This window comes from Vibrio sp. 10N.261.52.C11 (assembly GCF_041471405.1).
GTDB classification, from domain to species: Bacteria; Pseudomonadota; Gammaproteobacteria; order Enterobacterales; family Vibrionaceae; genus Vibrio; species Vibrio crassostreae_C.
Map to the genome: position 1 here is coordinate 19,834 of NZ_JBFROI010000042.1, position 15,784 is coordinate 35,617.

The following is a 15,784-nucleotide window of genomic DNA, read 5'->3' on the forward strand; positions in this document are numbered from 1 at the left end:
TTTGCCTTTTTAGTTGGTCAGACGAAATGACTATTTATCCTGTTTAATTAGCTTTATTGCTAGTGTTATGGTTTTTGACGATACTCCTTCTAATCTATTGAAATTTATAAGCATTACGCGTAGAATTTATTTAACCAAATCGTTTTTTAAGCCTTATCAGCTTAGTTATCACCGCAACTATATATACCTGTAGGTTGTGGAGAATCCAAATGCACTTAGTTTGCAAATTTATATCTAGTTCGTCTCTCAGTACGAACGACCTTCAATATGTCTTAACACCGGATGAGTGTATCGGGCTATTTTCGCGTGCGCGCACCCCTAAAAACATCTTGGCTCAGTTACCAAGCACTCTGGTTCAGCAGATTACTGCGTCGGCTAAAAAAAATGTCCACAGCCTGCTCAATGCTATTCGAGTAGAACTTGTAAAAGCGAACTGGGTTTGTCTTTCATCCAATGTGAGACGTAGTCCACTAACGAGTAAGCAGCTAGCAAATTTCCCCCGACTGAAGTTACATGTCGATCGGGTGAGCAATAGTACTGCAGAGCGCGTTCATAAAGCTAACTACCAGCAAGTTGTCGATGATGTACCTTTGGCACGCCACTACAACTTCTCGCCGGTTGAACCTTCCCCTGAACATAAAATCGTCGTTGAGTTTGCTGGTCAGTGGTCGAGTAATGCTGGCTGTCTGATGTTAGGAACTACCGATACTCAAAAAGAAAAAGTGACGGTAGGTAAGTCAGATCGAGAAAATAAACACCGAAGCCTCGCTACATTTAAAGATCTTGAATTAGAGCGTAAAACGCTATATATCAAAATCCCTTGTTCCGATCAGCCTCAGCCAATTTTGCTTAAACTCGCCGAAGACCTGCAGCCCGTTGATAAAGAAACGCAGATGGAAGAGTGGGATAACGTGTTGGTGCCGGTAGTTCCGCTATACAAATCGGGTTCTTCATGGGATGGCTACACGTCGGGGCGTGTTTACATTATTTGGAATGGGGAAGTTTGGCGCGAACTACAGGTAACAAATGATGGATATTTTGCTGATGTAGACATGAGCAATAGCCGAAAAAAAACAACGGAGACAAGACACGTCAATATTGATGGCTCTTCGTTGTTCCCCGGAGAGAATGTTGCTTTTGAACGGTTCACCATTTTGCAAGATGGAGTAGAAGTGTTTAGCGGCGAACTAGACATCAATGAGCAGGCAAGAGTGTTTAGTTTGGTCGCAGAGGAGGTCGAGATCAAGTTCGTTGGTTTTGAACATGAGCAATTGATGGTTCCGACACATCCTAGCCCTATGAAAGCCTCTTCTACACTGAGTGATGAGGTTCTGGGCTATCCGTTACCTCATATCTGGATACCATACAAAATCAAAGGTGAGTGCCAAGACGTTTACCTGTATTACGCATCTCAAACATTAAGTGATGGTGCTATTTCTGAATTGGAAAGCAATTATGAATCGATGGCAGTTTCACTAGCTGAAACGTCAGACTACAGCAGTAATCAAGAATTTACTCAACAAACCGTTTTTGCTTTGCCTGAGCTCTCTGAAAGTCAAAAAGTGAAGGCGGTTGTCAATGAACAGAACGATTGCAATGTCGCAGCAGTCAATATACCGCCTCCTGGAAGCGAGATCATATTGCGCTATCGTGTTCTGGGCTCCACCGATCAGCCCGATGACTATTTTATGTTACAAAACGAAGAGCATAGTTGGTCGCAAAAAGCATATTTTCGTTGTGCCAAGGTCGATGAAGATGGCTATCTCAATTTACGATTTAGTGGCTGGCCTGAAAAGGTTAAAGAAGTCGATATTTTAAGGGGAGCTCATGCATCACGAGGGAATGAAACTCCCGAAACGTTTAAGTTGCGCGAAAAAGTAAAAGTTACGGATTTATTAGGCTAAAAAATGAAAAAAACACTACTAATCACGTTATTAGGCTTAGCAATCATTGGTTGTAATGACCAATCTCAACAGAGTGCTTCCCCTGTTTCGAGTTCTGCGCAAACAGAGCAAGAAAAACACCCAGATCGCGTTTATGTCGGCGAGCATAACTACTACGTAATGGAATCGGCAGTGACCAATGAGAATTGGGTGTCCGATGACAAAATAACACCAATGCCGGGCAAGTTTCCTAAATACTATGTCTTTAATTCAGATGAATGGCCCAAGGAAGACATTAACGATGCTAGCTCTTATGACTTGCCGCGTTTTCAGTTTGCATGGGCAAGTGATGAACGTTACAACTTACAAATCTGGAGCATGAAAACGAATGGCACGGACTTACGTTTAGTGGTGCCAGATACCAAAGCAGATGACATTGTGCTTATTCGACGCTCTCCTAATTTACGCTATGTAGCTTGGATAGAAAGACGTACACGTAAGTACGTTTATGATCTAAAAACGGGTGTAAAAACACGCTTGATGGGATTAGGCTCTCCCGGCATGACTTGGTCAGAGGATAGCCGCTATTTGTATTTTCAAACCATGGGCGACTTTGATAACGCTCGTTGGGATTCTGAAACTGGCGAAACTGAAGCGGTGGATTTTGGGATTGGTCCTGCCGCTGTTATGAAAGACAATCAGTTGATTACGCTTAATGATTACGGGTTAGTAAAGATAGATCTAGAAACTAAAAAAAGAAGTTATATTGACTTTGTTGATCGATTGCCGGATAGAGATATCTTAATGAAATTTCGCTCGATAAGTCCTGATGGTCATTATGCTTGGGGAGAAAATAGTAAATACGATTTCTTCTTTGATATTAATAACAACACGGTTAAAAAATTCGCTGCAGAAGAAAAATTCTTAAGGGCTCTTATTTTGGGAGCCGATGCTCGCTTTAGCGCACGTGACCGAGTGGCTTACCTATCAGTGGTTGATCGCGAGAAAAAACAAACCTGGCAATGGTATGCGTTAGGTACTGGTGAAATAGGTGTTAACTCGAATATGAGTTTATACAATGGCTTGGCGAATGATGGTTTGTGGTTTAAAGGAGCAGCGAAATGAGTGACGTGCAAACTTATGATAGGCCGTTATACCTCCTAGGCACAACCTATCAAAGAAGCAGAGATAAAGATAAAAACGTTGTTTTTTCAGATTGGAACCAAAAGAGTGACTTAACTGATGAAGCTAAGTTGAAAAACATCCGACCTATACCGTTTACTCCGATATTTGTCGATGCACTCGCTGAAGATTCGATCACTTTACCAAGGTTTTGGGGAAGTGACCAATATGGCAGGCTATGTAACCTATCGTACTTAGGTGAAGCTGAAGATAGTAAAAAGCAAGTACTTCTTCGCCATAATAGCCCCATCACAACGATTGATATTAATCAAAGCTATGAGATGTTGTTTCCACCCACCAATTTAATTGGCCAATTAGCGCAAAGTTCATCATCTATTACTGATATTAAGGAAAGCGTAAAGTCTCTCTATACGAAAATGAATCCTGCGTTGAATAAGCCGAGGCTTTTTAAACCGTCAAAAATTTCAGTGAAACAACTTGCGAAGCCTTACACTCAAGAGTTTGGGGTGTTACTTTCGCAAGAAGAAGAAAACTACAACCAATGGTATGCAGATATCCAGTTATCTGACGTTGAGTTTATTGAAGGGTTTGTCGTACCTAGTGTGAATACCATTAGCATAGTGTTTAGCAGTGATATTTACATCGGAGCGGAAGTGTCATTGATAAAATATTGCAGCAATCTTGATAACCAGCAGCAAACTTCAGAACAGGTGTTAGCAAGAGGAATTGTAGTGCGACCATCTTATGAGGATGAAGATCCAGAGTCGCAAGAATATAAAAACACTTTGCCATCTGTTGCATTTAATCTACCTTCGGTCATAGAACCTGCGAATTCAGGGTCAAACAAAGAAGATAATCACATCGTACTGGGTGACGGCTTCTACGGGCTGAGGGTTCAGTTCTTTGTTCAGGATTATCTTAAAGAAAATAAGCTCCTTCAAAATAAGTTTCCTGAAGTTATCAAATCTGGACGACTAAGGTTTGAACGGAATACGTCATCAGCAGTCACTGGTGTAGCAGATCAGGATTGTTATACCTACGAATTGAATGAAAAGGTAACGTTTAAATCAATCAGTGGTTACGGAAAACTTGCCATTGTGTGTGGGGATATGATCTCTCTTGAAGAGTGTTTGTTTTACCAGTATCCCCAAGCACTACCCTCCAATTATAGCGAGTTGATGACAAAAACTGGTAAATCGGTTCCTCTCTCGGGAACAGGTGTTAATACACTCGGTTTAGTATCAGCAATCAAAAAGAACGCGGAAAGTCTGGCTGAAGGTTTTTTGATGGGAGGAAATCCATTTTCAGAAAACCTGAAAGCGACAATGTTCAGTGTATCTAAAGGCATCTGGTCGGACATTGAGCAAAAAAAGCTGCCTGATTTAATGACCAGCAGTGTTGCACTTGCTTTTGGATTGTCAGCGTTTAAAGAAAGCCGTAAAGAATTGACTAAAGCGATAAGATTTGCCAATAAGGGGCTCGACTTTAATCAGGCGGCAGCCTTGGCGTTTCGCAAGAGCGGTATGAACATCTCTTTTATTAAGCGCGAACTCGATGTGATAAAGGCTAACTTGATCACGGGTACATTCAGCGAGAACTCAACACGACTTGCGAGGTCATGGTTTAATGGCTCCGTTATGGAGAAGATGAACCGAGCATTTCCAATTCTTGAATCTGGCTCTAGCTTAGTTGACTTGTACGATTTGGTGCAAAAAGAAAACGAGCTTGAGAAGAAGTCTCTTGAAGCCAAAGAAGATTTCGATGCTGTATCTCAAAGTTACCTTCAATCTATTTCAGTTATTAAAGCGTATCAAGAATGGGCACAAGCGTTAGACGATGCTAAAAACGTCATCAATGGTAGCGATGGTGAGGAGATAGCCCACATAGTTGAGGACAGCCAAGGGTTAGCGATTCATATCAACTTTAAGTTCAACGAATGGCAACATGGCAATGAGCACGGCAAGCTGAGAACAGACATTAAACAAGTGTGTAAGAATTTGTCGCAATTGATGCTAGATAACCCAAGTTACAAGGTATCAATAGAAGGGCATGCGGGTAGGATTGGTTCTTCTGATGCGAACGATCTTGTTGCTGCTAATCGTGCAAAAACTGTTACCAACGCAATTACCTCCATTGACTCTAGCTTGGAAGAAAGGGTTTACACGGCGTCTTATGGAAATACTCAACCGCTTACGGCTGATAGTACCAAGAGCGATATGTCACAGACCGGAGACAGTGCCCCTGCAGCCTTAGATCGACGAGTTGAAGTTCGATTGATTATTCCTAACTATCAAGTTGTTTTACCACCGAGCCGCAGCGGAATGGTGGAATTAGAGAAAGCACGCCAGTTGAAGCAGGCATTGGATGTTGGCTTAGATGATACGCAGAAGGCACAAGTCGCGGCGGTGTTAACTACTCTTAACGGGTTTGCGATGTTTACACCGTTAGCCCCGCTTGCTGCGGGTATTTTGTACTTAAGATCGGGAGCAGAGCTAGCAGATTGTGCGCTATCTGTGTTGGATGAACTCATTACTGAAAAAGCCTATTCTGACTTTAAAGGTCGTTACCAGAACATCGACCAACTAAACCAGTTAGGTAAAATCCATATCCGAGTTCTTCAACAGTACAGAGACCTAAAAGTAACGATTGAGCGTAGTGAAATAAAGACACGTGATGAAGTTGAATCTCACCTGAAGAATAAAGAAACTGTGCAAGAGCTGCAGAAACGATTTTTACTCCGTGCTCTTGCGCTTAACGGGCTAGTGGAACTGCTTGCTCGCATTTCGCTTTGGAATCCTAATGTTTCTAAGTTGCAAGAGTTGCTTGAGGAATATCGAGTTAAGGATTACATCGATGTTTACGTTATCAACGATAACTGGGAGGCGCCGTTAAGCAATTACAACACAATGGCTCAGAACTGGATTCAACGAGTTAGGGACGATAAGTCAGGTGCAAGTGCTGCCCGAGCTTTTGCGCAATCTTGGAAAAACGAACATTCGCCACAATTGTCCCCTTTGTTGAAGAGAGCTCGCATCCAAGGGGAATTCAATAAAGGCTTCCCAGTACAAGCCCGTTTATATCAGGGGGATGTGGACAATGGCTTTTCCGATTTCGCGAAAATGTTCGATAACAATGTGGAGTCGGTTAGATCGAGCGATATCGGCTTCAGTCGTTTGCTAGTTGATAGTAAAGGAGATGGGGTTTCTTGGAAGCCTTTTGAAGAGTGGATTTCCCCAAATAAAACCAATCGAATTACGCCTTTTACACGTGTTAAGGTACAAATTGTATTATCAAGTAATGCCTCTAAATCTAAGAAAAAGATCTTTAAGACAACACTGCAATATTGTTGTGAGCGCTCGCTTTGGGACTTTAAAGGGCCAAGCTTTGAGGTTTTGATGGCACCACGAAAAGCGGATGATCTAACTTTGTGCGGAAGCAACGATAAGCTAAAAAATTACTTTGGCCAACACGCAGTTGAAGAGCATATGACATGTGTTGAGTTTGAGCCAACATATTGGTTCGGCGAGTATGAAATCCCAGGTCTCAAGCCTTTATACTCAGATTACGAGATGCAAAACTTTGATAAATGGAAACAAAGTGGAGAAGCTCGTTCATTGCAATACTATTTCACTGCTGATGGGAGTACGCTATCGCTAGCAGGAACTGACGAGCGGTTGACTATGTTTAACTATGGTGTCGATGATAATAATACCTATGGTAAGCAATGCCACCTGAATAGTGATGGTGAAGTCGAGGTTGATGGTTTACCTCTCGTTTTATACGACGGTTTGGCGAATAGGCAAGTAGTGATTAACGAATATGATTTACTAATCGAAGAGTTTGTTAAAAGTGCTTCTGCTAAAAAATCTGAAGGTATTGCACCGTATCTAAAAGGTGATGTTTCGATCTTTAGTGCTGTTTCGAAAGGCAGTGGTGTTGAGTGGTTCGATGATAAAGCACCAAAATCCTCTGTACTTGATTGGTCTAATGATAAACCAGTTACTATATATGTCGTTTTACTTTCCGAAGGAGGCGAAAAAGATGTGTACAGACGTATGATGGGAGAGAACTATCAGGTGCCAATGCGTTTATCTTTGTCGATTGAAGAGCAAGAGTCGATGTTTTCAAAAGACACGACTGAAGGGCCAAGTTTCTTCGGTTCACTGCTGGAAGTTGGTGAATACACTTATAAGAAAGAAGTACCTTCTTCTTATGCAAAAGTAGAAATCAAAGAGGTCAATTTCACTGATACTAACTCCGAACTTGCATCTGGGTTAGGGGCTTTTGTGGAGGAGTTTCAAGCGAAAGTTAATGCAGATCCTAATAGATACTTAGATCCATTTAGTGACCGTAGGACTCTGCATATCGTTAAGTTTGAGCTTAGATATACGTCTCCAACAGGACGAAGAGTTCCGACCTTGAGACCATTTGGTCCAATTTTGGACAAGAAAAAAGCCGTGTTTTTACCAGTGCATATTGCTGTCTCATCGTTATCACAAATGGGGCTTGCGCCAGGTATAGGTATCTATCCACTAAAACAGGCCCAAAAACTGTCTGTACTGGGTGGACAAGAATATAGTACAAAAGGTATGCCCTGGATGGAGATTGAGCGAGATGTTTCTCGAATGAATGATTCTGCGTTTCTCTATTGGCAAAAAGAGTTAGCGAATAACTCAGTGAAACGCAAAGCGTGGATCGAGGATTGGATTGTAAAAGAGCCGACGAATGTAAGCGTTCCGGAACAAAAATCAATATAAAAAAACCGCCTTCGGGCGGTTTTTTTGTTTCTATCGGACTGACTGAACACTCTGTTGTAATTGTTTTCTCTTTGCCTCAGCCCGCCGCAGAAATATCGTATTTCTTCATCTTGTGATTGAGCGTACTTAACGGGAGCGACAGTTGCTCTGCCGCTCGTTTCGTGTGCCAATTACAAGAGTTTAAGCAGTCGATAATCACAGTTCGTTCGTATTGGCTGACCACCTCTTTTAGGCCAACAGCTACATCGTCAGCTCCCAGAAGTTCAGGTTCCAACGTGGGCTGAATTGTCGATGTAACTGGAGCAACAACTTGACGGTGTTCTACCTCTTCTGGGATCTGTTCACCAAACTCAATCTGAGTAATGGTTTCAAAATCGGAAAGCAGAACCGAGCGTTCAATGATGTTCTTAAGCTCGCGCACGTTACCGGGGTAGGTGTAAGCGAGCAGTTGGTTTCTCACATTAGCACTCAATCCAGGTGATTGAGGCAAGCCTAACATCGTGGTGGTGTACTGAACAAAGTGCTCGGCAAGTGGGATAATGTCCGCTTGTCTGGATCTCAGTGGTGGTAAAGTGATAGGGAAAACATTCAAGCGATAGAATAAATCGGCCCTAAAGCCACCGTCTTTAATCTGTTGCATTAAGTTACAGTGTGTCGCAGCAATGACTCTAACATCCACTTCAATCTCTCTGCTGGCGCCTACAGGGCGAACTTTACGTTCTTGTAGCACACGCAACAGTTTAGCTTGAAGTAACATTGGCATATCGCCAATTTCATCTAGGAATAGGGTTCCGCCATTTGCTGCTTCAAATAAGCCAACTTTGTCCTTGTCTGCGCCGGTAAATGAGCCCTTTCTGTGCCCGAAAAGTTCAGATTCCAGAAGTTGTTCAGGAATTGCGGCACAGTTCTGAACGATTAATGCTTGGTCAGAACGATTCGAGTTTTCGTGAATGTATTTTGCAATGACTTCTTTACCCGCACCCGTCTCGCCTCTAAGTAAGACGTCGACAGGCAAAGAGAGTACCTTATCAAGTCGGCTCAATACATTGACCATCTCTTCACTTTCAGCGATCGGGCCTTGATAGGTTTTCTTTGTCCGCTTTTTTAGCTGAGTATTTTCACGAACCAAAGCTTGGTTATCGGCGCTTAAACTCTTAATCACTTGTCCATATTGCTCTAACCAAATGGCATGGCGAATATTACTTGCTGCCATTCGGCAAAACTCGGTAAGTGCGGTTTCGTTATCGATTACGCTTAAATCGAGCAAAACCAACAATCCAATGGTTTTGCCCTCATCATCAATCAATGGCCAAGCAAGTAAGTTATTGCTTTTTAGACCTAACGTTTGCTCGGTTTGATAGATACCTTCGCAGTCATAACCATTGTAAGTGTATAGCTCATTGATCAAGACAACTTCGCCGTTACGTACGGCGAAGTTGAATGGGTCAGCTTCACTTACTGTGTCTAACTGCAGTGGTTCCCAAGGATGTGAGGCGATGACTTTTTCATGGTGATGTGCAGTACTTGGAATCAAGGCTTGACCGGTTTGGTCAAGCACGTAAATGATGCCATGTTTCGCGAAAGTCATTTGCCTTGCTGCTGTGAGAACGGCATCCAAAGTTTGAGCTAACTGGCTGCGATCAGCCAGAGATTGGCTGATCGCAAGTAGGGCGTTACTAAGCTCACTATGGTTAGCTGAACGCATAGGTTAGAGTTCCTTGCTCGTCCACAGAAACGTCAATTTGAGTATGTGAATCATCCTTGTCATTCACCAGTAGTTGAGTCGAAAGCTGCGGCAATAGTTGACGGTTAATAACGGCATCAATATTTCGAGCTCCCGTCTCTGCAAGGCGGCAGTTGCCTAATACGAATTCTACTAAGTTATCACCATAGCAAAGTGCCAGTTTGTGGTGGCTTTGCAGGCGCTCAGACACTTTCTTCAGTTTATGATGGATGATATCAGTCATTGCTGCGTCTGAAAGTGGAAGGAATGGCAACACGGACATACGAGCCAACAAGGCTGGCTTGAAGTGTTGATTCAACGTTGGGCGAATGGCTTCAGCGACGATATTGGCATCAATGTCTTTCGCTTGGTGAACCAAAGACTCAATCTCATGTGTCGCGAGGTTACTCGTCATGATGATGAGCGTATTTTTGAAGTCGATGGTACGACCTTCGCCATCATTCAGTGTGCCTTTGTCGAAAACTTGATAGAACAGGTTGAGTACTTCTGGGTCTGCTTTTTCAACTTCATCTAAAAGAACAACAGAGTAAGGGCGCTGACGTACTGCTTCGGTTAGCATACCGCCTTCGCCAAAACCAACATAGCCAGGAGGAGAACCAATAAGGCGAGACACAGTGTGTTTCTCTTGGAACTCAGACATGTTGATGGTCGTCATGAAACGTTCACCACCAAACATTTGATCGGCGATAGCGCGAGCTGTTTCTGTTTTACCTACACCACTTGGGCCAACCAATAAGAAAACGCCCGTTGGTGCATCTGGGTTGCCCAATCCTGCTTTTGCGGTTTGAATACCTTCAGCAAGCGCATCAATGGCAAACTCTTGACCTTTAATGTTTTGAATTAGATTTTGCTTCAAGTTTAAGGTCGCTTGCGACTCATCTTGAAGCATCTTACCCATAGGAATGCCTGTCCAATCAGAAATAACATGACTAATCTCGTCTGGACCTACTTCATAGTGAACGAGCGGATTGGTACCGCGCACGTTATCTAAACGTTCGTTACAAGATTGAATAGCTTCGCGAGTCTGCTCTTCAGAATATTCATGACAATTTGGTTTGTCACTTGTTAGTGCGTCATCATCTTGAAGCGTATTGTCAGCTATAGGAGCGCTGTCTTCTTCAGTCGAAGGAGTAGTAAGGCTATAAAGATGACTACGCAGTTCTATGATCTCTTGAATAAGAGATTGCTCTTTTTTCCATTGAACCTGAAGGGTAGCTTGTTCTTCTGTGGCCTTTTCAATCTTCTCTTTTAGCTCAGGAATTAAAGCGGCACTGTGTTTGTCACCAGTTTGCTGAAGTTGGTCACGTTCTAGAGCTTCGAGCTCGCGATTCGCAGCGGCAATTTCTTGATGTAATGTTTCAACAGGTGCCGGTGTTGCATTAAGGCTAATATTGACGCGAGCACAAGCCGTATCTAACACGTCGATTGCTTTATCTGGCAGTTGACGTCCAGTGATGTAACGATCAGCTAAGTTTGCTGCGGCAGTGATTGCGTCGTCACGTACGTATACGTTATGTGACTTTTCATAGGCTGGTCTTAAGCCTCGGATGATCAATGCTGCTTGAGTAGCCGACGGCTCATCAAGTTTTACCAGTTGGAAACGGCGCGCCAGAGCTGGATCTTTTTCGAAATATTTTTTGTATTCAGACCATGTGGTGGCAGCAATTGTTTTTACTTCACCACGTGCTAGAGCGGGTTTAAGTAGGTTGGCAGCATCGCTGCCTCCAGCTTGATTGCCTCCCCCAACTAGCGTGTGAGCTTCATCTATAAATAAAATGATTGGAGTCGGTGAATTCTTCACTTCATCTAGTACTGCGTTAAGGCGTTTTTCAAACTCTCCCTTAACACTTGCCCCCGCTTGAAGTAAGCCCATGTCTAGGCCGTATAGTTCAACACCTTTGAGGCAGTCTGGCACATCTCCTTCGGTAATTTTTAATGCAAGACCCTCTACCACCGCTGTTTTACCAACTCCCGGCTCACCTACGGCGATTGGGTTATTTTTTCTGCGTCGCGCCAATATGTCGATTATTTGTCTGATTTCTTGATCACGGCAGAATACTGGGTCGATCTCGCCCTTTCTTGCTTTGCCGGTAAAGTCGGTGGTGAATTTACTTAATGCCGAACCATCTTCACGTGCGTCGGTTTTTTCTGATGTCGTTGCTAAAGATTCTAGAGAGTTTGTTGTGAGTTCAGAAAAGTTACGCTTTAAGGTATCTGGGTTTACACCGTCTAAGATTGAAGCGTAGCCGTGCTGACCATAGCGTAGTGGGTTACTCACGAGTGTAAGAAGTAGGGCGCCAGAGCGAATCTGAGTTTCGGATAGATCTAAAGATGAGACCAACCAACTTTCTTGAAGCCATTCGATTAAAAGCGAAGAAAAAACGGGCTTGCTGCCGTTGCCTGTTGTGTTGGTATCTAAAGTCGAACGAATGGATTGCCTTAAAATGGTCTCTGAGCAATCGAAATGACTTAATAAGATATCAAAATCACTATTTGGCCTTTCTAATAAGCTTAATAGATAGTGTTCAATTTGCACTTCATTGGCTTTTTCCGATACGGCTAATGCAGCGGCATCCTCTAAAGCGACTTTTACAATAGGGTGCAGACGTTGTATTAAAGAGGAAAGGTTTATATTTATCATTTTAGTTCTATTAGTTATGTATATGGGATGCAGCAATTATACTAAAATTGATAACTGGTTTTTTATTCGGTGATGAATTTACTATTGTTTATTGGTTACTTTTATTGTTTGTTTTGGCTTTTTATCTGACTAATATTTAAAATCCCGTTAAAAATAATAAATAGTCTAGGTGTTATGATTTAATTACTAGTTTTTTTGACTTTATTTCTAATCTTCGAGATGGTTATTTTGCCTTTGTGTTTTAAATTCAATTTATTAGTATCCACGTTCAATAAATCGTTTTTATAAACAACAAATTGTTGTTAAATATAATGTTTATAACGGGTGATTTTTTGTAACTGACTGTATTAATTGGTTTTATAAAGTTGGCATGATGTTTGTATTAGCTTAATCAGTCGCGGTGATAAGCGATTTGGTGAATTAATGAATTATAAATTTTAAAAAGGAAATATCGATGCCAACTCCAGCATATATGTCTATCAATGGTGAAACTCAAGGTCACATTACTAAAGATACTTACTCTGCAGATTCTGTAGGTAACACTTGGCAAGAAGCTCACGTTGATGAGTTCCTAGTTCAAGAACTTGATCACGTACTAACAGTTCCACGTGACCCACAAAGTGGCCAACCAACAGGTCAACGTGTTCACCGCCCTGTAGTAGTAACTAAAGTACAAGACCGTTGTTCACCTCTGTTATTCAACGCATTAGTGTCTGGCGAAAAGCTTCCTGAGTGTGTAATCCGTTTTTACCGTACTTCAGTACAAGGTAAGCAAGAGCACTACTACTCAATCAAGTTAATTGATGCACTACTTGTAGATATTCAAACTCGTATGAATCACTGTCAAGACGCTGCAACTTCAGATCGTGTAACTGAAGAAGTACTTAAGCTGACTTACCGTGCAATCGAAGTAACTCACGAGAACTGTGGTACTGCTGGTAACGATGACTGGCGTGCTCCACGCGAAGCTTAATCGCTTTTCGTGAAAAACAAAGGGTCAACAACTGCTGTTGGCCCTATTTCTATTATTAGTATCAGGTAAAAGATATGGTGAATGACGTAGAATTTAAGTTTGAACTGCAAGGCTCTGAGCATGATTTTCGTGTGGAGAGCTTTCAGGTAATCGAAGAGCTTTCAAAGCCTTTTCAAATCAGCCTATCATTACTTTCACTTGATCCTGATATCTCATTTGATGCACTTATCCGTAAACCAGGTAGCTTGACTCTATATGGCCAAGGTGTCAGTTCAGCGAGATGCTTTCACGGCGTAGTTAATGAAGTTCGTTACCTTGGATCGGGTAGGAGATTCTCCCGTTACCAACTGACTCTTGTTCCGCAAGCTTGGTTTTTGAGCCAAAGACAAGACTGCCGAATATTTCAACAAAAATCAGCGTCGGCGATCATCTCTGAAGTTTTAGATGATGCGTCAGTAACTGATTATCGATTAGAGCTGTCAGGCGTATATCCTTCAAAAGAATACGTGCTCCAATATCGAGAGACAGACCTAGAGTTTGTTCAACGAATTTTGGCTGAGCATGGTATGTGGTACTACTTTGAGCATACAGAAGCTAACCACACAATGGTTATTGTCGACAGTAATGATGCAATAGCTGAGTTATTGAGCTCACCACTTAACGGGTCTTATTTGGGTCCTATTGTTTATCATGCTGATGGTGGTGGTGTTGCAGATCGCGAGCATATCTCTGATCTTGAACTTGTGAATCGAGTGAAAACCGGCCACGTTACTTACACTGACTATAACTACGAGTTTCCGAAGATCCCTCAGGAAATGAGCAGCTCCGGCGAACTCGATTTAGACCTTAAATTGTTCGATTTCCCAGGGCGTTACGTTGATCCAATGATGGGTCAAGTAAGATCAAATGAATGGATGTCTGAATATGTTGTTGATAATCAGCAAGTGGAGGCGACCAGTAATGTCATGAGGCTGGCGTCTGGATACAGTTTTAGTATCAGTGAGCATCCACGTTCAGCAATCAACCGTGATTATCTCATGTTATCGGTAATGCATAGTGGCCATGACCCTCAGGTTCATGAAGATGAAACTAATGGTCTGCCAACTACATATCACAATCAGTTTGCGTGCATTCCTAGGAATGTTGAGTTTAGAGCTCCAAAACTTGAGGCTCCTTTGGTTGAAGGTACACAAACAGCGGTCGTTGTGGGGCCTGCAGGCGAAGAAATCTATACTGATAAGCTTGGACGAATCAAAGTTCAGTTCCATTGGGACCGTTATGGCGAGAGCGATGAGCATTCGAGTTGTTGGATTCGAGTTAGCCAATCAATGGCTGCACCGACTTGGGGGGCGGTATACCTACCTCGCATCGGCCATGAAGTGGTTGTTACCTTCCTAGAGGGAGACCCTGATAGGCCTTTAGTTACTGGCGCAGTTTATAACGGACTTCATTATCCTCCATATTCGTTACCAGAGAACAAAACGCGGACAACTTTTAGAACGCAAACGCATAAAGGGACAGGCTATAACGAGTTGAGCTTTGAAGATGAAGCTAACCAAGAAGAAGTCTACATTCATGCGCAAAAGGACATGTCGACTAAGGTTTTGAATAACCGCTATCGCGATATAGGTCAAGATGAGTTTTTAAAGGTTGCACGCCATCAGACAAATGATGTTCACGGTGATCACAAAGAGACCATTGACGGACACAAGACCACCCAAGTTAACAGTACGTTTACTGAAACTGTCGAACAAGATGTATCCGTTACTTACAATGCCAATGAGACTCAATATGTTAAGAATAACTCTGATCTAGAAATTGGAGACAATCAAATTACCAAGATTGGTAAGAATGATGACTTGGATGTGGGCGAAAATAGCAACTTAACGGTAGGTGCTTCAAAAAGTTCTGACATTGGAGCTGATGATAACCAAACGGTTGGTGGCAACTTAACGGTTTCTGTTAAAGGAAATACTTCATACAAAGCCGATGGTGCGACCCAGATCATAAGCGGTGACAAGATAGTACTGAAAACGGGTGGGTCTTCATTAGTGATGAATAGTGATGGTTCTATCAAGTTGTCCGGTTCTTCAATAACCATTGAAGGAAGCGATAAAGTTGTAGTCAAAGGTGGAAACGTAGCGATCAATTAATGATGGAAAAACAAACCCAAATTATCCAAACCATCACCGAACAGCAAGCCGAATCAACGGCTTGCTTTTCGCGTTTTGGAACAATTGTATCGATTAACGAATCTAAAAGTGGTGTTCGTGTCGATTTCGAAGGTAACCCTTTACAGCAACCAATAAATGCGAGGTTGGGGCGGGGGTTCAAATTAGCCGAGTTACAACTTGCTGTTGATAACAACCTTTCATGTCGTATCGAATTTTTAAATAACGATTTTAATCTCCCTTTAGTCACAGATATCTTTTTCTCCATTCTGGATGATTCTGATGAATTTGTACTGAGAGCAAAGAAAATGGTTATTGAAACGGAACAAGAGTTAATTGTGAGAAGTGGCGAAACAGAGACTCGTTACAGCGGCCGTGATGGCCGAATTACCACCAAAGCCAAATATGTGACTTCCCAAGCAGAGAAGGCTCAAAAAATTCAAGGCGGCACCATCGCGATCAATTGATCGTG

At 42.4% G+C, this 15,784-nt stretch carries 7 protein-coding genes and 2 pseudogenes; 6 read left to right on the top strand and 3 right to left on the bottom strand.

The genetic code is table 11. The annotated features are described in order from the left end of the window. Positions 1-209: 209 nt before the first annotated feature. The 3 genes from AB4323_RS16685 to AB4323_RS16695 are packed head-to-tail and all read left to right on the top strand — an operon-like array spanning position 210 to position 7,783. Complete coding sequence (locus tag AB4323_RS16685) at positions 210-1,904, top strand: hypothetical protein (RefSeq protein WP_372152922.1); 1,695 nt, start codon at positions 210-212, stop codon at positions 1,902-1,904. Positions 1,905-1,907: 3 nt separating this feature from the next. After that, positions 1,908-3,008, top strand: a complete 1,101-nt coding sequence (locus tag AB4323_RS16690) for a TolB family protein (RefSeq protein WP_372152924.1) — start codon at positions 1,908-1,910, stop codon at positions 3,006-3,008. Continuing rightward, a complete protein-coding gene (locus AB4323_RS16695; protein ID WP_372152926.1) occupies positions 3,005-7,783 on the top strand; it encodes an OmpA family protein in 4,779 nt (1,592 codons plus the stop codon). Before AB4323_RS16690 ends, AB4323_RS16695 begins: the two co-directional genes overlap by 4 nt. Positions 7,784-7,859: 76 nt before the next feature. On the opposite strand, the pseudogene AB4323_RS16700 reads toward AB4323_RS16695, so the two are convergent. From AB4323_RS16700 to tssH, 3 genes and pseudogenes are all read right to left on the bottom strand, one after another. Further along, a pseudogene (locus tag AB4323_RS16700) lies at positions 7,860-8,024 on the bottom strand (helix-turn-helix domain-containing protein); the annotation flags it as partial. A gap of 83 nt (positions 8,025-8,107) precedes the next feature. Further along, positions 8,108-9,488, bottom strand: a pseudogene (locus tag AB4323_RS16705) (sigma 54-interacting transcriptional regulator); the annotation flags it as partial. Continuing rightward, positions 9,475-12,168: a type VI secretion system ATPase TssH gene (gene tssH, locus AB4323_RS16710; protein ID WP_372110359.1), complete on the bottom strand. Its 2,694-nt coding sequence runs from the start codon at positions 12,166-12,168 to the stop codon at positions 9,475-9,477. The gene tssH and the pseudogene AB4323_RS16705, both read right to left, overlap by 14 nt. A 454-nt stretch (positions 12,169-12,622) precedes the next feature. Here tssH and AB4323_RS16715 point away from each other — a divergent pair, with 454 nt between their 5' ends. The 3 genes from AB4323_RS16715 (at position 12,623) to AB4323_RS16725 (ending at position 15,779) form a co-directional block, all read left to right on the top strand. Next, positions 12,623-13,141, top strand: a complete 519-nt coding sequence (locus tag AB4323_RS16715) for an Hcp family type VI secretion system effector (RefSeq protein WP_012600867.1) — start codon at positions 12,623-12,625, stop codon at positions 13,139-13,141. A gap of 74 nt (positions 13,142-13,215) precedes the next feature. Continuing rightward, positions 13,216-15,294 carry a type VI secretion system tip protein TssI/VgrG gene (gene tssI / locus AB4323_RS16720; protein ID WP_371725152.1) on the top strand — a complete coding sequence of 693 codons (2,079 nt, stop codon included), beginning with the start codon at positions 13,216-13,218 and terminating at the stop codon, positions 15,292-15,294. Beyond that, a complete protein-coding gene (locus AB4323_RS16725) occupies positions 15,294-15,779 on the top strand; it encodes a hypothetical protein (protein ID WP_372058375.1) in 486 nt (161 codons plus the stop codon). The genes tssI and AB4323_RS16725 overlap by 1 nt, the downstream gene beginning before the upstream one ends. The last annotated feature ends 5 nt before the right edge of the window (positions 15,780-15,784 follow it).